We start from the raw sequence: 18,940 nt of genomic DNA on the forward strand, positions 1-18,940 counted from the left end.
CCTTCAGTGGGTGTCGAGCAGATCGACGTTGCCGTCGAACTGCCACAGCGGATTCGGGGCGTCGCCGGTCGAAGTCCGCACGAGGAAGTAGCCGTTCACTTCCTTGGGACCGTCGCCGTCGGCCACGAACCGCCCGTCTGAGGTGATGTCGAGTTGGTAGACGGCCGTCCCCGTGACCGAGACGCCGGGCAGATGCCAGCTCACTACGCAACGCCAGTCGTTGCCCGCCCCCTCCTGGGCGGCCTGGCCGTCGCTCTTGGTGCATGCCGCCGTGGCCCGCAGCTGGGCCTCGGTGACGGCGGGTCGGTGGAGTTGCTGCGTCTGCAGTCGGTAGAGATGGCCGAACACCGTGGCGAGGGACCGCTGCACCTTGTCCTGCTCGATTCCCGAACCCGTCGACGGGGTGGCCACGGCGATCCCTCCGACGGTGACGGCGGTCAGCGCGGCCAGCGGCAGCACGCCGAAGGTGATCGCGCGGCGCCCGGAACCGTCGTAGGCCGGGTTGGTGAAGTCGCGCCGTACGAACAGCACATAGGCCAGTACGGTCGCGAGCACCGCCCAGACCAGGCTGACCGCGACGGCGATCAGGAGCGGGGCGAGCTGGGCCGGGCTGGTGAACAGTCCGTTCCAGGAGATGAAGGCGTAGGTGGGCAGGGCGAGGCGGACGGCTACGGGCAGCGGCAGCATCTGGGCGACCGACATCGCGAGCGCGACGATCGGGGGAAGCAGCAGCCCCATCGGGGAGCGGCCCAGCGCGACCGAGCCGAGCAGGCCGATCGCGGCGAGCGCGAGGGTCGGGGCGAGGGCCGCAACCCAGGCGAGCAGGACGCAGCCGGCCGCGTCTCCCGTCGTCAGCAGGTGCCCGTCCAGTCCCACCAGGGGCTGGTCACCGACCGCCACCAGTCCGCCGACCGCGCTGGAGACGGCCAGACCGGCCACCAGCAACAGGATGACGGTGAGGCTGGCCAGTGACTTCGCCACGAAGATCCGCGCGGGCGAGCGGACCGCCACCAGCAGATGGCGCCAGGTACCGAGCCGGTCCTCGGAGGCGAACACGTCACCGGCGACCACCGACGTCAGCAGCGGCAGCGCCCAGGTGCCCGCGAAACCGAGCATCACCAGCGGGCCGGCCCAGCCCGTAGCGTGCATCCACCGGCCGAAGAGCGTGTCGGCGGGCAGCGTGCTCTGCTGGCTCACCCCGGCGACGAAGAGTGCCGGCGCGATCCAGCAGGCGAGGACCAGCAGGCGGATCCGCCACTGCGAGACCAGCTTCACCAGTTCGAAGCGGTAGCCCCGCGACACGGGGACGCGGCGGGCGGGAACGACGGTGCCTTCGGCTGTGGCCACGGTCATCGGCCGGCCTCCTGCTGCTCGGTGAGGGCGAGGAACGCGGCCTCCAGCGGCGATACGACGGGGGCGAGCTCACGCACCGCGACATCCGACCGCACGACCTTGGCGACGAGTTCGTCCAGGGCGGGCACCAGGGCGCGTACGACGAGCATGTCGGCGTCCTGCCGCACGCCGCTGTCGTCGACGATCCGGATGCCGGTCGTGTCGGCGGCGAACCGGCGCGCGGCCTCGGGGTCGGAGGTGCGCAGCCGGTAGTCGAGTTCACGGTTCTCGGCGGCCAGCTTGCTCAGCGGGCCGGAGAAGACGATCCGCCCGGTCGCGAGGATGGTGACCTCGGAGCACAGTGCCTCCAGGTCGTCCATACGGTGGCTGGAGAGCACCACGCTGGTTCCTTGCGCGGCGAGCCGGGTGAGGACGCGGTGCACATGTCTCTTCCCGGCCGGGTCGAGGCCGTTGGACGGTTCGTCGAGCACGAGCAGCCGGGGCTTGGTCAGCAGGGCGGCGGCGAGCCCGAGCCGCTGGCGCATGCCGAGGGAGAAGCCGCGGGTCCTGTCGTCGGCGACATCGGTGAGCCCGACCTGGCCGAGCACGTCGTCGATGCCCGCCGTCCCCGCGTCGAGGCCGCGGAGTGCGGCCAGTGCGGCGAGGTTCTGCCGGGCGGTGAGCGAGGGGTAGAGACCGGGCGCGTCCACGAAACCGGCGACGCCGTCGGGTGCGGCGAGCGCCCGGTCGACCGGCGTGCCGAGGATCTCGAGCCGGCCGCCGTCGGCGACGGCCAGACCCAGCAGCAGGCCGAGCAGTGTGGTCTTGCCGGCGCCGTTCGGTCCGACCAGGCCGTGGATCTGACCTTGCGTCACATCCAGGTCGACGGTGTCGAGTGTGACGACGTCGCCGAAGCACTTGGTGATCCCTCGGGCCCGGACTGCGTGGAGTGTGTCCATGAGTCCCGTGCGTCCCTTCTTCCGCAATCCGCAGGGACTTTATGGAGGACACACAACCCAGGCACAGACGGTCGGCTGAACGTTCGAGGAACGGTTCGTCAAGGCAACGGCAAGTCGTTCGGACCGGCTGCCGACTTGACGTCGGACCCGGGCAACGCCCGCATGTCACGCGCGCGTACCACAAGGGCCGGGCCCCGCCCTCCCTCAGGAAGCGGGGGCCGGCCCTTGTGCGAGACCAGAACCGCTATTGGCCGCGGGGCTTCCTGACCCCCAGCAGGAGCGCGGCCGCCGAAACGAGCAGCAGCGCGACGCGGCCATCCACCGCGGCGGCGCCGAGCCCTGTCACCTCGTCGCGCAGCGCCGGTGGCTGGGTGACGCAGAAGAGCCCGAGGCACAGCGCCCACACCCCGAACAGCCGGGTCCGCTCGACGTGCCGCGGCCAGGACGGCGCCCGTCCGGAGAGGACGGAGACACCGCCCGCCACCGTGAGGAGGCACCCCACCGCGAAGGCGGTGCAGTCCACAAGCGTGCTTGCCGCCATTGGCGCCCTGCTCTGGGCGCGTGGCCGGAGCGGCGCGCCCCCCAGGGTCTACGGGTCCTTCCTGGCAGCCGATGCCTACACCCCGTCAGCTTGGCGGGTGTGGTCACCGGCAGTGCCCGATGAACGTCTTGGTTCGTACCTCATCGCGGCCGGCTGGTACTGGCTGTCGCGGCGCGCCTGTTCTGCGTCCGGCGTGACTGAGCAGGTCCAGGATCACGCGCCCTCACGCACGTCCACGACACTGGCGCCGGCGTGCTCGACCAAGGCGGCCGGCGTGATCGGGAAGACGGCGTGGGGGTCGCCTGCGGCGGCCCACACCACGTCGTGCCGCAGCAGCGCCCGGTCGGCGAGCACGCGCGTGCGGGTACGGTGCCCGAACGGCGGCACGCCCCCGATGGCGTACCCGGTCGTCTCGCGTACGACGTCCGCCTTGGCCCGGGTGACCTTCTCGGCGCCGAGCTCCTTGCGCACCAGTTCCACGTCGACCCGGGAGGCGCCGTCCATCAGCACCAGGACCGGCACCCCGTCGGCCGCGAAGATCAGCGACTTGCAGATCTGGCTGAGCTCGCATCCGATCGCGGCGGCGGCCTCGGCCGCGGTACGCGTCGCATCCGGGAACCGCCGGACCCTGGAGGTCAGCTCCCCGAGCCCCAGCTCCTCCGAAGCGGCGGCGAAACGGGGATGGGCTCCGGAGCCCCCGGCGTCGGCGTCAGTGGCGGCTGTCGTCGTCATAGGGGGCACGCCAACCAAGCGGCCGAGGTGATGCGAGTGGTTAACGCCGCGATGCGTGCAGTCGACGCCGTGATGCGCGGGTTGACACCGCGGTCCGTGCGGGGCACGAGGAAGCCGGTGAGGGCGCCCCGTCCCCACGGGCCCTCACCGGCGGTCTTTCACGAGCTGCGCGTCAGGCGCGTACCAGCTCCCGGTCCTCGTCGTCCTTGCCGGCGTCGTTGCCGGACAGAGCGCGCAGGCCCTCGCCCTCGACGTCGACGTTGGGCAGCAGGCGGTCCAGCCACTTCGGCAGCCACCAGGCGCGCTTGCCGAGCAGAGCGAGCACGGCCGGGACGATGGCCATACGGACGATGAACGCGTCGAAGAAGACGGCGATCGCGAGACCGAAGCCGATCATCTTGATCATGGACTCGCTGGAGCCGATGAAGCCGGAGAAGACGGCCATCATGATGACGGCGGCGGCCGTGACGACCCGAGCCCCGTGCTTGAAGCCGGTGACGACGGCCTGGCTCGGCTTCTCGCCGTGGACGTACGCCTCCCGCATCCGGGTCACGAGGAACACCTCGTAGTCCATGGCCAGGCCGAAGACGACGCCCACCATGAAGATCGGCATCATCGACATGACCGGGCCGGTCTCCTCGACGCCGAGCAGGCCGGACAGCCAGCCCCACTGGAAGACCGCGACGACGGCGCCGAGAGCCGCCATCACGCTGAGCAGGAAGCCGAGGGCGGCCTTCAGCGGGACCAGGATCGAGCGGAAGACCACGATCAGGAGGAGGAAGGCGAGGCCGACGACCAGGATCAGATAGGGGATCAGCGCGTCGTTGAGCTTCTGCGAGACGTCGATGTTCATCGCCGTGGAGCCGGTGACCAGGACCTTCGCGTCCGTGTCGGCCGTGATCTCGGTGCCCTTGTCACGGATCGCGTGGACGAGGTCCTCGGTGGTGGTCGAGGACGGCTTGGACTTCGGGATGACGGTGATGGTCGCGGTGTCGCCGGCCTTGTTGGGCTTGGCCGGGGCGACCGTGACGACGTCCTTGAGACCCTTGATCTCGTTGTCGACCTCGTTGAACGCGGACTTCGGGTGGTCGCTGTCCCGGGCGTCGACGACGACCATGAGCGGGCCGTTGAAGCCGGCGCCGAAGCCGTCGGAGAGCAGGTCGTAGGCGCGGCGCTGGGTGGTGGAGGTCGGCTGGGAGCCGTCGTCGCCGAGGCCGAGCTGCAGGGAGGACGCGGGGACCGCCGCCGCGCCGAGACCGACGACGCCGAGCAGCAGCACGGCGACCGGGCGCCGTACGACGAAGCTCGCCCAGCGGGTTCCCATGTTCGGCTTGCCGGCGTGCTTCTTCGCGGCGCGGCCACCGCCGAACAGCTTGCTCTTCTCACCGGCGGGCTTGATCTTGCGGCCGGCGTAGCCGAGCAGGGCCGGGACGAGGGTGAGGGCGATCAGGACCGCGATGGCGACCGTGCCCGCGGCGGCTACACCCATCTTGGTGAGCATCGGGATGTTCACGACGGACAGTCCGACCAAGGCGATCAGGACCGTCAGACCGGCGAAGACGACGGCGGAGCCCGCCGTGCCGACCGCCCGGCCTGCGGCTTCCTCGCGTTCGCGGCCCTCGGCCAGTTCCGCGCGGTAGCGGGAGACGATGAACAGCGCGTAGTCGATGCCGACCGCCAGGCCGATCATCATGGCGAGCGTGGAGGTGGTGGAGCCCAGGTCGAGGGCGCTGGCCAGGGCCGTGATGGTGGAGACGCCGATACCGACGCCGATGATCGCGGTGAGCAGCGGGAGGCCGGCCGCGAGCAGCGAGCCGAAGGTGATCACCAGGACGACCGCGGCGATGGCGATACCGATGACCTCGCTGGAGCCGGTCTCGGGCGTGGCGCTGAGCGCGTCACCGCCGACCTCCACGGTCAGCCCGGCGTCCCGCGCGTCCTGCGCGGCCGCCTTCAGGGCGTCCCGTGAGGAGTCCTCCAGCTCCATGCCGGAGACCTTGTAGTTGACCGAGGCGTAGGCGATCGTGCCGTCCTTGCTGACGGCCTTGCCCTTGTAGGGGTCGGTGACCGAGGCGACCTCGGAGCCGTCGGACAGTTCCCTGACGGTCTTCTTGACGGTCGCCTTGTTGAGCTTGTCCGTCATCTTCTCGCCGGCGGGCGCCTTGAAGACCACGCGCGCGGTGGCGCCGTCGGAGCTGGTGCCGGGGAAGCGCTGGTCCAGCAGGTCGAAGGCCTTCTGGGCCTCGGTTCCGGGGATGGAGAAGGACGTGTTGCCGGCGGCGGGGGCGCTGGCCGCGCCGACGCCCTCGAGGGTCAGCAGCGCCACCCATATGAGGGCGACGAAGTGCCGTCGCCTGAAGGCGAGCCGGCCCAGTTTGTAGAGGAACGTGGCCACGAGGGCGTACTCCCGGTCAGGTCGTGGGGTATTCAGGGCAGGGGTGATCAACCCGGTGGGGGGCAGGGGTGATCGGCCCGACGACGTGAGCGGAGGCGTCAGGTGGGCTGGCTGTGGGGAAGGGTCAGCGGGTGGCCGCGCCGAGGGCGGGGAGCACCACGGCGTCGATGTACGACAGGAGGAAGGCCTGGGTGGGCGGCTGCTCGTCGATCAGGGAACGCGCGGCGAACCCACCGATCATCATGTGCATCACGAAGTCGATCGCCGGGTTGTCCGCACGGACCTCACCCCGGTCGACGGCACGCTGCAACACACGGCGGAACTCGGCCAACTCGGGCCCGATCAGATGCTCCCTGAACGCCTCCAGGAGGTCCGGGTTGCCATGGACCGCCATGGCGAGACCTCGCATCAGCGCGGAGTTCTGCTCCATCTCGCAGTCGTCCGAGCGCAGGGTGAGGGCGTGCAGGTCGCCCCGGAGCGAGCCGGTGTCGATCACGCCGGCACCCGCGGCGCCCGGCTTGTTGTGCCGTACCGCCTTGGCCACCAGCTCGGCCTTGCCGCCCCACTGGCGGTAGAGGGTGGCCTTGCTGGACTTGGTGCGGGCGGCGACGGCGTCCATGGTGAGGGCGTCGTAGCCGACCTCGCGGAGCAGGTCGAGCACGGCCTCGTACAGCTCGGCCTCGCGCTCGGGCGTGATCCGACTGCGACGCGCCGTTGCGACCTCAGCCATGCCACTCACCCTTCCCTGTTCCGTCGGTACCTCTGTACGTACATGTTGAAGATACCCCTAGATCTATAGAAACGAAACCGTTTCGTACGTGTGCTGTCTCACGTGCGTCGGCGACTCGTGTGTCCCCACGAGTTGCTGGGCCCCTGTACCCGGAAAAGCATGGGGAGGTGAGCTATCTGCGCATGCCGCACCTTCACGGTGACCTGTTGTGCTTCGTGGCCGAGGACGACCTCTGGCTGACCTCGCTGGACGCCCCGGGCCGCGCCTGGCGGCTCACCGTCGACCGCACCAAGGTCGGCCATCCGCGTTTCTCGCCGGACGGCCGCCAGGTCGCCTACACGAGCTGGCGCAGCCTGGTGCCCGAGATCCACCTGGCCGACGTGGACGGCGGGCCGGGACGGCAGCTGACGTACTGGGGCAGCGCCGACACCCAGGTGTGCGGCTGGACCCCGGAGGGCGACATTCTCGCGGTGGCCTCCCAGGAGCAGCCGTTCTCCTATTTCACGTGGGCCTACAAGGTGTTCCCCGACGGCGACCCGGGCCGCAAGCTGCCCTGGGGGCCGGTCTCGGACATCCAGGTCGCCGACATCGAGGGCGAGCGGAAGACCCTGCTGCTCACCGGCACCCCGCCGCACGAACCGGCCGCCTGGAAACGCTACCGGGGCGGCGCCATGGGCCGGCTGTGGCTGCACGGGCAGCGGCTGCTCGCCGACATCGGCGGCCATCTGCACTCTCCGATGTTCGTCGCCGGCCGGATCGCCTTCCTCTCCGACCACGAGGGCGTCGGCAACCTCTACTCCTGCGCCTACGACGGCTCCGACCTGCGCCGGCACACCGACCACGACGCCTTCTACGCCCGGCACGCCGCCGGCGACGGCACCCGGGTGGTGTACCAGTGCGCGGGCGACCTGTGGCTCGTCGACAACCTCGGTCCGGACTCGACGCCGCGCAGGCTGGACGTGCGGCTGTCCGGGGCGCGCGCCGGGCGCCGCCCCTACCAGGTGCCGGCCGCGCAGCACGTCGACGGCGTCTCCGCCGACGAGACCGGACGGGCCAGCGCCGTCGTCGTACGCGGCAGCCTGTACTGGCTCACCCACCGCGACGGCCCGGCCCGCACCATCGCCGACACACCGGGGGTACGGGTACGGCTCCCGGAGATGCTCGGCTCCACCGGGCAGATCGCCTACGTCACGGACGCCGGCGGTGAGGACGCGATCGAGATCGCCCACCTGCCCCGGGCGAGCGGCGACCGCCCACCGCGTCGGCTGGCCTCAGGGAAGCTGGGCCGGGTCCTTGAACTGGTGTCCGACCCGCTGGGCGAGCGGCTGGCGGTGGCGGCGCACGACGGGCGGCTGCTGCTCATTGACGTGACCGAGGACGTTGAGGACGTCGAGGGATCTGTTGATTCCATTGACGCCGTTGACGCTGTGGATGTGGTGGATGTTGATTCCGCCGATTCCGTCGACCCTGCTGATTCCGTTGATTCTGTGGACGGTATTGACCATGTTGATGCCGCTGCCCCCGTCGACGTTGATTCCGTCGACGGCGAGGGCTCCGACGGCGTGGTCACCGAGTTGATCCAGTCGGTCAACGGTCCGGTCCGCGATCTGGCCTTCTCACCAGACGGGTCATGGTTGACCTGGTCGCATCCAGGGATCGGCCGTTCGCTGCGGCAGATCAAGCTGGCCCGCATCAGCGACCGGCTCGTCATCGACGTCACCAACGGCCGCTTCGAGGACGAGAACCCGGTCTTCACCCGCGACGGCCGCTATCTCGCGTTCCTGTCCTGGCGCGGCTTCGACCCGGTGTACGACGTGCACACCGGCGACCTGTCCTTCCCGCTCGGCTGCCGCCCGTACCTGGTCCCGCTCTCCTCGGCGACCCCCTCCCCCTTCGCCCTCAGCCCCGACGGGCGCCCGGCGGCGGGCGGTCTGGACCCCGTCGAGGACGAGGAGCCCGGCGAGGGCGGCGCGGTCACGGTCGAGGTGGAGGGGCTGGAGAGCCGGGTGACCCCGTTCCCGGTCACCGCCTCGAAGTACTCGGCGCTGTACCCGGTCGCGGGCGGCGGTCTGGTCTGGCTGCGCTGGCCGATCTCGGGCGCGCTCGGCGAGACCTTCGTCAACCCCGCGGACACCAGCGGCCGGCCGACCCTGGAGTACTTCAACATCAGCAAGGCGAAGAAGTCCGAACTCGTCGACCACCTGGACTGGTTCACCGTCAGCGGCGACGGCAGCCGCCTCGTCGTGGTCGACGAGGGCGAGCTGCGGGCCGTGCCGTCGACCGAGTCCGGCGACGCCGACACGACCGTCTGGATCGATCTGCGCCGCATCCTGCACCAGGTCGATCCGCCCGCCGAGTGGCGCCAGGCGTACGCCGAGGCCGGCCGTCTCATCCGCGACTACTTCTGGGACCCCGGGATGTGCGGCATCGACTGGGACGGGGTGCTCGACCAGTACCGCCCGCTGGTCGAACGGGTCGCCTCCCCCGACGAGTTCGCCGACCTCCTGCGCGAGGTCCTCGGCGAACTGGGCACCTCGCACGCCTATGTCACCCCAGCCCGCCGCAACGAGGGCCCACCGCACTACCAGCGCTTCCAGGGCCTGCTCGGCACCGACTTCGTACGCCGGGACGGCGGCTGGACGGTCAAGCGGATCCTGCCCGGCGACTCCTCCGACTCCAAGGCGCGGTCACCGCTCGCGGGCACGGGGATCCGGGAGGGCGCGGTGCTCACGCACGTGGACGGCAGGCCGGTGGATCCGGTGACCGGGCCGTATCCGCTGCTCGCGGGGGCGGGCGGTACGACGGTGGAGCTGACGTTCGTGCCGGGCGACGGCGAGCCGGGGGCGCCGCGCCGGGTCGCCGTCCTCCCGCTGATCAACGAGCGGCCGCTGCGTTACCAGGACTGGGTGGCCAAACGCCGTGCGGTGGTACGGGAGGTGAGCGGCGGCAGCTGCGGCTATCTGCACATCCCGGACATGGGCGGCTCGGGCTGGGCCCAGTTCAACCGCGATCTGCGCATGGAGGTCTCGCGGCCCGCGCTCATCGTCGACGTGCGCGGCAACGCGGGCGGCCACATCAGCGAACTCGTCGTCGAGAAACTCACCCGGACCATCCTGGGGTGGGACCTGACGAGGAACGCCCAGCCGGTGTCGTACGCCTCCAACGCCCCGCGCGGCCCGATCGTCGCGCTCACCGACGAGGCCACCTCCTCCGACGGCGACATGATCACGGCCGCGATCAAGCTGCTGAGGCTCGGCCCGGTCGTCGGGCAGCGCACCTGGGGCGGGGTCGTGGGCATGACCGGGCGGCACCGGCTGGGCGACGGCACGGTGATCACGGTGCCGATGAACGCGGCCTGGTTCGAGGAGTACGGCTGGTCCGTCGAGAACCACGGCGTCGCCCCCGACGTGGAGGTCCTGCGCACCCCCCTGGACTGGGCGGAGGGCCGCCACGTCGAGATGGACGACGCGATCCAACTGGCCCTGGACCTCCTGACCGACCACCCGGCGGCAGTCCCCCCTGACTACAGCGAGGTCCCCGACAGATCCCGCCCCAAACTGCCCCCACGACCGACAGCTCCTTGAGACGCCGGTGCGCATCCCAACACCGCGCCCCCGCCCCGTGGGCGCCCAAAAACGCAGGGCACCCCTCCAGAAGGAAGGGCGCCCCACACAATTCGGCCAAGCCAGTGCGACGACTACGCGTCGTAGTCCTGGTTGAACCGGTCCTGCATCTCCTGCTCGGTGTCGTCCATGTTCTGGCGACCACGCTCACGCGTCTGCTGGCCACGCTCACGCATCTGCTGGCCACGCTGCTGCGTCTGCTGGCCACGCTCCTGCGCCTGCTGGCCACGCTGCTTGGCCTGCTCCTGGCCCTCGTGCGTCTTCTGCTTGGCCTGCTCCTGGCCTTCGTGCGTCTTCTGCTTGGCCTGCTCCTGGCCTTCGTGCATCTTCTGCTTGGCCTGAGCCTTCGTCTTGCCGGCCTTGTCCTTCATACCCATGTGGGTTCACTCCCGTGGAGGGTGAGGGGATTGGCCCATCGGTGGGGCCTCGACCAGACTCACACGGGGCGCTACAGCCCGCATTTCGATCAATGACGGTGCGTAGCGCGCGCCTCCTCATCAGCTGCCCCACCTGCGCCGACGAGTCCGGTGCGCATGCCCTGCAAGCGGGGCGCGAACCGCTTCATCTCGCGTTGCCCGACCGTCCCGACCAGCGTCGGCAGGTACCCGCGCACGCCCTGCATCCCACGCAGCCACCACTGCCCGTACACATGTGCCGAGCGCCGCTCGATCCCGGCCACGAGCCGGTCCACCGCCGGGCCCAGCGGATACGTCTTGTTCGACGGCCACGGCAGCCGCTGCCGCAGCTCCCGCATCACCTCGTCCTGGTCGGCGCCACGCACCATGTCGGTGTCCGTCCAGGACAGGTACCCGACCCCGACGCGCACCCCCTGGTGGCCGACCTCGGCGCGCAGACTGTGCGCGTACGCCTCCACGCCCGCCTTGGACGCGCAGTACGCCGTCATCATGGGCGCCGGCGTGATCGCGGCCAGCGACGCAATCTGCAGCAGATAGCCCCGGCTCTCCGTGAGCACCGGCAGGAACGCGCGTGCCGTCACCGCCGAGCCGATCAGGTTGACCTCGATCACCCGCCGCCAGGCCTCAGGATCCGACTCGGCGAACGGACCGCCGTTCGCCACCCCGGCGTTGGCCACCACGATGTCGGCCTTCCCGAACCGCTCCTTGACCTCCCGCGCCACCCGGCTCATCGCCTCGTGATCGGTGACGTCGGCGTACCAGTACGCACTGTCGGTGTGCAGCCGCCCGGAGACCTCCTTGAGCGCCTCCTCCTCCAGCCCGACGAGTGCGACCTTCGCCCCGCGCGCGGAGAGCTTGCGGGCGAGCAACTCGCCGACCCCGCGCGCCGCTCCGGTGACGACGGCGACCTGTCCTTCGAGACCGACCCTGCTCATGAGCCCTCCTTGATCCGCTCGGGCGCCTCGGCGCCGGCTCCGCCGGGGGTCTGCGTCACATACGCGGTGACCAGTTCCCGGATCTTTCCGTTGACCAGTTCCGGCGCCTCGACCGGAGTCATGTGGCCCATGCCGGGCAGCTCGGTGAGACCGAGGGAGTGCGGCAGCGCCGCGGCCAGCGCGCGGGCGTGCAGAGGGGGCGTGAGCCGGTCGGACGCGCCGCTGATGATCGCGGTGGGCGCGCGCAACTCCCTTACTCCGTACTCGATGTCGAGCTGCGCGAGGACGCGCGCCCAGGCGTGGCGCACGGCGCGCGGGCAGGCGTGCACGATTCGCGCGCACGCCTCCACCATGTGCGGGGCGGAACCGGCGCCCATGGTGGCGTACTTGAGGATGCGCCGGGCGACGGGCGTGACCGGTCCGAGCGGGAGGCGCGAGGCCAGGACGTGCGCCGTGAGCCAGGTGCGCACAGCTCCGGCGCGCAACGGTATGACGAGCGCCTCCGCGACCAGCCGCGAACTGCCGGTGCTGCACAGCAGGACCGCGGCGGCGTGCTCACGGAAACGCGGGCGCGCTGAGGCCGCCATGACGCTCATGCCGCCCATGGAGTGCCCGACGATCACGGCCCGCTCCCCGCGGGCGAGCGTGTGCGAGAGCACCGCTTCGAGGTCGTCCGCCAGCGCCTGGGTGGTGCACGCGGGGCTCGCGGGACTGCGCCCGTGCCCTCTCTGGTCGTACGCGATGACCCGGTGGTCGGCGGCCAGTTCCCGTATCTGTGCCGCCCAGAAGGCGGTCGAGCAGGTCCAGCCGTGGGCGAGGACGACGGGAGGCGCGTTCTCGGGACCGTGCACCTCGACGTGCAGGCGCGCGCCGTCGGCGGAGACGGCGATGAGTTCCCGCGCCGGTACGGGCGGGGCGTACGGCCCGGTGGTCACGTGGGTGAGCCGGCTCACGCGCCCACCTCCGCACCGGACTTGGCGCCGTGCGCGCCGCCCCCATCGCTTGTCAGGGGCGCGCGGATCACCTCGTACTCCGTGAGATCCACCCGCTGGGTCGCGCGCCGGAACTCCGTCGTCGTACCGGGCCAGATGGTGGTGTTGCGGCCGCTCGCGTCCAGGTACCAGCTGGTGCAGCCGCCGGTGTTCCACACGGTGCGCTTCATCCGCTCCTGGACCTTGTGGTTCCAGGCGGCCACGGCGGCGGGGCGCGCGTCGAGGGCCGCCCGTCCCCCGAGGACACGGAGCTGGCGCAGATAGTCGGCCATGTAGTTCAGCTGGGACTCGATCATGAGGATCATGGAGGAGTTCCCGAGGCCGGTGTTGGGCCCGATGATCGTCATCCAGTTGGGGAACCCGGCCGCCGACGCACCGCGCAGGGCCTCCATGCCGCCCTTCCAGGCCTCCGCGAGGGTCCGCCCGTCGGCGCCGACGACCCGCTCGGCGATGGGCATGTCGGTGACATGGAAGCCGGTGCCGAAGATGATCGCGTCGACCTCGGCGCTGCTGCCGTCGGCGGCGACCACCGTCGATCCGCGGATCTCGCTGAGCCCGCTCGCCACCACGTCCACGTCGGGCTGGGCCAGCGCCGGATAGTAGGTGCTGGACAGCAGGATCCGCTTGCAGCCGATGCGGTAGTCCGGGGTGAGCTTGGCGCGCAGCGCGGGGTCCTTGATGGCGCGGGCCATGTTGCGCTTGGCGAGACTCTCGACCAGGCCGAGTTCGTCGGGGCGCTTGGTGAACGCCTGGACCTGGAGTTCCCGGATGCCCCACAGGAGTCCCCGCCGGGCCTGGGCGGTGAACGGCAGCGCCCGGTGCAGCCGGCGTTCGGCGGCGCTGATGGCGCGGTCCACGCGGGGCATCACCCACGGGGGTGTGCGCTGGAAGAGAGTGAGTTTCGCGACCTCGGGCTGGATGGCGGGCACGATCTGGATCGCCGAGGCGCCGGTGCCGACCATGGCGACCCGCTTGCCGCGCAGGTCGTAGTCGTGGTCCCAGCGGGCCGAGTGGAAGACCTCGCCGGGGAAGGAGTCCAGCCCGGGGATCTCGGGGATCTTCGGGTCGGACAGCGGCCCGGTGGCGGAGACGACGACGTCGGCGGAGAGCGAACCGGCGGCCGTCTCGATGTCCCAGCGCAGCTTCTCCGGATCCCAGGTCATCCGCTTGACCTCGGCGTCGAAGCGGAGGTGGGGCCGGAGCCCGAACACGTCGGCGACATGCTCCAGATAGGCGCGGATGTGCTCCTGCCCGGAGAAGGTGCGCGGCCAGTCGGGGTTGGGCGCGAAGGAGAAGGAGTACAGGTGCGACGGCACGTCGCAGGCACACCCCGGGTAGCTGTTGTCCCGCCAGGTGCCGCCGACGCTGCCGGCCCGTTCCAGGACGACGAAGTCGGTGATCCCCTCCCGGCGCAACCGCACGGCCGCGCCCAGTCCGCCGAACCCGGACCCGATCACCGCCACCCGTACCTGCTCGTGCTGGGCCATCCGGAGCCTCCACGCATCGACCATGATTACGCCAGTGAACACTGGCGCAATGGGACTGTAGAGCAGCTCCGTACCGATGGGTAGGGGGCGCGCACACGAAAGTTACCGGCGGTACAACATAGGCTTCGCACGTGGCAGACGACGGTGGACGAAGCACCTCCGCGGACCGTGGCCGGCTCCCGGGCCAGGGCGGACCGCGCGAGTACCGCATGGAGGAACTGGCCGGCCTGGCCGGCATCACCGTGCGCACCCTGCGCTTCTACCGCGAACGCAAGCTGATCCCCCCGCCGCGCCGCGAGGGCCGTATCGCCTGGTACGACGACCATCACCTGGCCCGGCTGCGCACGATCTCGGCGCTCCTGGAGCGCGGCCACACCCTGAACGGCATCGCGGAGCTGGCGGAAGCCTTCGACCACGGCCGCGATGTGGCCGACCTGCTCGGCGTCGGCACCCCCAGCGAGGAGGAGCCGGTCCGCCTGACCCCCGCGGAACTCGCCGCCCGCTTCGAGGGCGAGGCCACCCCGGAGAACCTCGTCGCCGCCCTGGACCTCGGCTACCTCGGCACCGACGGCGACGACATCGTCCACATAAGCCGACGCCTGCTGGACGCCTCGGAGGCACTGGTCCGCGAGGGCTTCCCGCTCGCGGAGGTCCTGGCGGCCGGCCGAAGCGTCCGCGAGCACGCCGACGCCCTCGCCGAACTCTTCGCCGAGCTCGTCCTGCGCCACGGCCCCCAGGAAGAGATGGAGCGCCTGCGCCCCCTGGCCCGGAGCGTGGTGGAGGCGGAGGTGTCACTGGCCCTGGACCGGCGGATGAACAGGATGGACAAGCGGGACCAGCCCGTCAGAGGTCGTACACGACAGTGACCGGCGCATGGTCCGACCAGCGCTCCCCGTGTGTGGCCGCGCGCTCCACGAACGCCTTGACCGCCTTGCCTCCGAGCCCGGGCGTGGCCATCTGGTAGTCAATGCGCCAGCCGGTGTCGTTGTCGAAAGCCCGCCCCCGGTACGACCACCACGAGTACGGCCCCTCGACCTCCGGGTGCAGAGCGCGTACGACGTCGACGTACCCGCCGTCGGCCGGGTCCAGGACGCTGCCGAGCCAGTCCCGTTCCTCCGGCAGGAAGCCGGAGTTCTTGGTGTTGCCGCGCCAGTTCTTCAGGTCGGCCCGCTGGTGGGCGATGTTCCAGTCGCCGCAGACGACGACCTCGCGCCCGTCGGCGGCGGCCCGCTCCCGCAGCTCCTTCAGATGGGCGCGGAACTCGCCCATGAACCGGTACTTCTCGTCCTGCCGCTCGGTGCCGACCTCCCCGGAGGGGAGGTAGAGGGAGGCGACGGTGACGCCGGGCAGGTCGGCCTCGACATAGCGCCCGCTCGCGTCGAACTCGTCGGAGCCGAAGCCGACGCGCACACTGTCCGGCTCGCGCCGGGTGTACAGGGAGACACCCGCGCGCCCCTTGGCGGCCGCGGGGGCGTGCACGACATGCCATCCGCCGGGCGCGCGCACCTCTTCCGGGAGCTGCTGCGGCTCCGCGCGCACCTCCTGCAGGCAGAGCACGTCCGCGGAGGTCTCCGCGAGCCACTCCACGAAGCCCTTCTTCGCGGCGGCCCGCAGCCCGTTCACATTCACCGAGGTCACAGTCAGCACCAGGGCACGATACCGGCACACTGGACGGAGTCCCGATGTCCACCGCGCTTTCGCCTGCACGAATATACGATGCCTCACATGAATATACGTCCTGTTGCCTTCGACCATCCCGACGCCGTGAAGCTCAACGACGAGGTCCAGGCCGAGTACCACCTGCGCTACGGCGACGGGGGCGACGCCACCGTCCTGGACGCGGCCGACTTCGCACCGCCGAACGGCGTCTACCTGATCGCGTACGACGAGTCCGACCGCCCCGTGGCCACCGGCGGCTGGCGCAGCCAGGACGAGAACGGCGAGGGCAACGAGGACGGCGACGCCGAACTCAAGCGCATGTTCGTCATCGACGGGATGCGCGGCCGGGGCCTGGCCCGCCGTATGCTCGCGGCCCTGGAGGACGACGCCCGCGCGGCCGGCCGGCTCCGCATGGTCCTGGAGACGGGCACCGAGCAGCCGGAGGCCATCGCGCTGTACACCTCCAGCGGCTACGAGCCGTGCGTGAAGTTCGGTTACTACCGCCACTACGAGTCGAGCCGCTGCTACGCGAAGCCCCTGCGGGCGGACGCGTAATCCGCGTCACACCCGGTCGCTCGGTGCGGGGCCGCCATCCGGCTCCCCCACCGCGGCTGTCGAGCGCATGGATCCGTCCCGGACGGTCCTGCTCAAGTCGCCGAGCCGGACCTCGTTCCCGGCGCCCGGCATCGCGGGGATCGTGGTGCCGCCGCGCCGGCTCCAACTGCCGCAACGCGCCGACCGGGTGGCCGCCCGGCCCTCGCCCCTGGACCAACTCGCCTTTCGGCGCCCACCGGGTCGAAAGGCCCCGGAAACGACGGAGATCCCGGCGATCGTCATGATCGCCGGGATCTCATCGTGCAGTGGACCTGAGGGGATTTGAACCCCTGGCCCCCTCGATGCGAACGAGGTGCGCTACCGGACTGCGCCACAGGCCCTTGCAACGAGTGAAACTCTAGCATCCCCGTCGGGCTGCTTGGAAATCCGTTCCCTGACTGGTCAGGGCCGGGGTCCCGCGAGGCGCGCCGCGCTCTCCTCGGGTCACTCGTTGGCCGCGCGCGGGCGGTCGCCGTCCTCGTACTGGTCGAACAGGGGCGTGCGGCCGCGCTCGCGCGCCCGGCGCGCGGAAGCCGCGCGGCGCGCGTCGGTCCGGCCGTCCGCCGACCTGTCGTCGGCGGCGGACTCCGACGCCTCCGCCTCGGAATCCGGTGCGACCGGCTTGGTCTCCTGTTCCGGCGCGACGGAGCTGGACCGCGCCGAACTCCAGGCGTCGGGCGCCCCCAGGTCCACATCCGAGGTGGCGCGGGGCGCGACCGGCGCGGTCACGTACGTCGGCAGTGGCACCGGCACCGGGTCCCAGCTGTCCCCGTGCCCGGGCCGCCGCTGCCGCTCGCGCTGCTGGTCGACCCACTCGGCGTGGTCGGTCTGTTCGACGAGGGCGCGCCGGTCCGCGGCGAGCGCGGACAGGCCGGGGTCCGTCTCGGTGCCTGGTCCCCCGTCCGGTTCGTCGGCGACCGTGCCCGGGTCCAGGGGCGCGCGCCGCCGCGGCTGGCGCTCCCGCAACCGCTGGGCGGCGGCCTCGGCCTGACGCCGGTCCATGTGGTAGGCGAACCGCCGGCGTTCCTGGGCGCGCAGGTAGGCGATGTAGGCGCTCAGCATCACGGCGGGTACGCCCGGCGCCCACAGGAACGCCAGCCCCCCGACGGCGGCCACGATAGCGCCCAGTGTGAACGCGACGAAGAGCAGCACGGTGGTGCGCCGGCGGCGCGCCAGTGCCTTCGTACGACGGGCGCGCGCTGCGGCCGCCGTCTGTGTCGAGGGCGCGCGCCGCGCGGCCGGAACTCGCTTGCGCGCGGAGGCGGATGCCGGGGCGGGCGTGGCGCCCGTCTGACGGGCCGGTGCGGACGGGGACTTGGCCGCCGGTGCGACCGCGTGGTCGCGCGCCGGTTCCTGGCGCCCGGGCGCCTCCGGCTCCGCCTCTGCCCGAACCTGACGGCGGGTCGGAGGCATGGCGAAGGCCCGGACGTCCACCGAGTCGGTGGCGGCGTCCGTGTCACCGGCGCCCTGCTCCCCCTCAGAGGCGGAGCGCGCCCGCAGGTCCCTGGCGTACCGACGCTCCATCCCCGCCCGTCCGGACAGCAGCCGGATGGCGGTGCTGAAGCGTTCCGTCGGACGGGCCTCGTTCAGCTCGTCCTGCCTACGGAGCCACATCGGCACCAAGTAGGCGGCCCAGGCCCCGACAATGACTGCGTAGATGAGGCCGCTGCTGCTCACGCCTCACACGGTAGAGGGGTTTGCATGGGGCCATCTGCCAATTGCGCCGGTGTGTCGCACGATCTGGCTGATATTTCGAGCTTTTTTTGTGACCGATGCGATCAGCAGGCCGTCGAAGCCGCGAATTCAATGCCCCTAGACGGTCACCAGTCGATCATTTTCGAACACGTATTCCATTTTCCGGCTAGGCGGGATTCCCTGGAGTGTTCTGCGGATTCCAGGGCACCTGCGGAGTGCCGGTGGTGCCCGGTGTCTTCGGCGACCCGCTCCGGGAGCGTTCCCGCCGCCAGCGGCCGAGCAGCCCCTCGGGCACCTCTTCCGCGGTGAGGGCGAAGACGAGGTGGTCGCGCCAGGCTCCGTCGATGTGGAGATAACGCGGCCGCAGCCCCTCCTCACGGAATCCGAGTTTCTCCACGACCCGGCGGCTGGGCCGGTTCTCGGGGCGAATGCAGACCTCGATGCGGTGCAGACCAACCGTGCGGAAACAGTGGTCCACCACGAGCGCGACGGCCGTCGGCATCACCCCGCGGCCGGCCACCCCCTGGTCCACCCAGTAGCCGACGTGTCCCGAGCACATCGACCCCCAGGTGATCCCGGCGACGGTCAACTGCCCGACGAGGCGCCCCTGGTACTCGATGACGAAGGGCAGCATGCGGCCCGCGTTCGCCTCGGCGCGCAGATGCCGGACCATCTGCCGGTAGGTCGGGCGGTGCGCGATCGGGCCGCTGGGCGTGGGCGGCGGGATGGTCGCCTCCCAGGGGCGCAGCCAGTCGCGGTTGCGCCGGTTGACCTCGCGCCAGGCACGCTGGTCGCGCAGCCTTATGGGCCGGAGGACGACATCGCCGTCCCCCAGCACGACGGGCCAGGA

General features: G+C 71.1%; 16 protein-coding genes and 1 tRNA gene. 3 read left to right on the forward strand and 14 right to left on the reverse strand.

The features are described 5' to 3' along the window. Positions 1–3: 3 nt before the first annotated feature. From ABTY98_RS09630 to ABTY98_RS09655, 6 genes are all read right to left on the reverse strand, one after another. Positions 4–1,353, reverse strand: a complete 1,350-nt coding sequence (locus tag ABTY98_RS09630) for an ABC-2 transporter permease family protein (RefSeq protein ID WP_352220325.1) — start codon at positions 1,351–1,353, stop codon at positions 4–6. Beyond that, complete coding sequence (locus ABTY98_RS09635; protein WP_352220326.1) at positions 1,350–2,291, reverse strand: ABC transporter ATP-binding protein; 942 nt, start codon at positions 2,289–2,291, stop codon at positions 1,350–1,352. Before ABTY98_RS09635 ends, ABTY98_RS09630 begins: the two co-directional genes overlap by 4 nt. Before the next feature lie 244 nt (positions 2,292–2,535). Then, positions 2,536–2,832, reverse strand: coding sequence for a hypothetical protein (locus tag ABTY98_RS09640; protein WP_352220327.1), 297 nt, complete (start codon positions 2,830–2,832; stop codon positions 2,536–2,538). Between the two features lie 213 nt (positions 2,833–3,045). Next, positions 3,046–3,564, reverse strand: a complete 519-nt coding sequence (locus tag ABTY98_RS09645) for a YbaK/EbsC family protein (protein WP_352220328.1) — start codon at positions 3,562–3,564, stop codon at positions 3,046–3,048. A gap of 172 nt (positions 3,565–3,736) precedes the next feature. Next, the gene (locus tag ABTY98_RS09650; RefSeq protein WP_352220329.1) at positions 3,737–5,959 is read right to left on the reverse strand and encodes an MMPL family transporter; all 2,223 of its coding nucleotides are present in this window, start codon (positions 5,957–5,959) and stop codon (positions 3,737–3,739) included. A gap of 124 nt (positions 5,960–6,083) precedes the next feature. After that, positions 6,084–6,689 carry a TetR/AcrR family transcriptional regulator gene (locus ABTY98_RS09655; RefSeq protein ID WP_352220330.1) on the reverse strand — a complete coding sequence of 202 codons (606 nt, stop codon included), beginning with the start codon at positions 6,687–6,689 and terminating at the stop codon, positions 6,084–6,086. Positions 6,690–6,856: 167 nt separating this feature from the next. Here ABTY98_RS09655 and ABTY98_RS09660 point away from each other — a divergent pair, with 167 nt between their 5' ends. After that, positions 6,857–10,273: a S41 family peptidase gene (locus ABTY98_RS09660; protein WP_352220331.1), complete on the forward strand. Its 3,417-nt coding sequence runs from the start codon at positions 6,857–6,859 to the stop codon at positions 10,271–10,273. A 113-nt stretch (positions 10,274–10,386) separates the two neighbouring features. Here the strand turns inward: ABTY98_RS09660 and ABTY98_RS09665 are convergent, their stop codons facing one another. The 4 genes from ABTY98_RS09665 to ABTY98_RS09680 form a co-directional block, all read right to left on the reverse strand. After that, a complete protein-coding gene (locus ABTY98_RS09665) occupies positions 10,387–10,689 on the reverse strand; it encodes a hypothetical protein (protein ID WP_352220332.1) in 303 nt (100 codons plus the stop codon). An 89-nt stretch (positions 10,690–10,778) separates the two neighbouring features. Next, positions 10,779–11,663, reverse strand: a complete 885-nt coding sequence (locus ABTY98_RS09670; protein WP_352220333.1) for an SDR family oxidoreductase — start codon at positions 11,661–11,663, stop codon at positions 10,779–10,781. Further along, the gene (locus ABTY98_RS09675; RefSeq protein WP_352220334.1) at positions 11,660–12,616 is read right to left on the reverse strand and encodes an alpha/beta fold hydrolase; all 957 of its coding nucleotides are present in this window, start codon (positions 12,614–12,616) and stop codon (positions 11,660–11,662) included. Before ABTY98_RS09675 ends, ABTY98_RS09670 begins: the two co-directional genes overlap by 4 nt. Beyond that, entirely contained in the window at positions 12,613–14,142 is a 1,530-nt protein-coding gene (locus ABTY98_RS09680; protein ID WP_352220335.1) for a flavin-containing monooxygenase, read from the reverse strand. The genes ABTY98_RS09675 and ABTY98_RS09680 overlap by 4 nt, the downstream gene beginning before the upstream one ends. Before the next feature lie 209 nt (positions 14,143–14,351). On the opposite strand from ABTY98_RS09680, the gene ABTY98_RS09685 reads away from it, so the two are divergent. Continuing rightward, positions 14,352–15,008, forward strand: coding sequence for a MerR family transcriptional regulator (locus tag ABTY98_RS09685; RefSeq protein ID WP_352220493.1), 657 nt, complete (start codon positions 14,352–14,354; stop codon positions 15,006–15,008). Here the strand turns inward: ABTY98_RS09685 and ABTY98_RS09690 are convergent. Beyond that, positions 14,986–15,789 carry an exodeoxyribonuclease III gene (locus tag ABTY98_RS09690; protein ID WP_352220336.1) on the reverse strand — a complete coding sequence of 268 codons (804 nt, stop codon included), beginning with the start codon at positions 15,787–15,789 and terminating at the stop codon, positions 14,986–14,988. The two genes, ABTY98_RS09685 and ABTY98_RS09690, sit on opposite strands and share 23 nt — an antisense overlap. A gap of 78 nt (positions 15,790–15,867) precedes the next feature. Between ABTY98_RS09690 and ABTY98_RS09695 the strand changes: the two genes are divergently transcribed. Further along, on the forward strand, positions 15,868–16,356 hold the full coding sequence (locus ABTY98_RS09695) for a GNAT family N-acetyltransferase (RefSeq protein WP_352220337.1): 489 nt from the start codon (positions 15,868–15,870) through the stop codon (positions 16,354–16,356). Between the two features lie 306 nt (positions 16,357–16,662). Here ABTY98_RS09695 and ABTY98_RS09700 read toward each other — a convergent pair. The 3 genes from ABTY98_RS09700 to ABTY98_RS09710 form a co-directional block, all read right to left on the reverse strand. Further along, positions 16,663–16,736 (reverse strand) — tRNA-Ala (locus ABTY98_RS09700). Between the two features lie 103 nt (positions 16,737–16,839). Further along, positions 16,840–18,072, reverse strand: coding sequence for a divisome protein SepX/GlpR (gene sepX, locus ABTY98_RS09705; RefSeq protein ID WP_352220338.1), 1,233 nt, complete (start codon positions 18,070–18,072; stop codon positions 16,840–16,842). A 184-nt stretch (positions 18,073–18,256) separates the two neighbouring features. Further along, positions 18,257–18,928 (reverse strand): GNAT family N-acetyltransferase, encoded by a 672-nt coding sequence (locus tag ABTY98_RS09710; protein ID WP_352220339.1) that lies wholly within the window; start codon positions 18,926–18,928, stop codon positions 18,257–18,259. Positions 18,929–18,940: the final 12 nt, after the last annotated feature.

Origin of the sequence: Streptomyces sp. NPDC096040 (assembly GCF_040303265.1) — a bacterium.
Classification (GTDB): domain Bacteria; phylum Actinomycetota; class Actinomycetes; order Streptomycetales; family Streptomycetaceae; genus Streptomyces.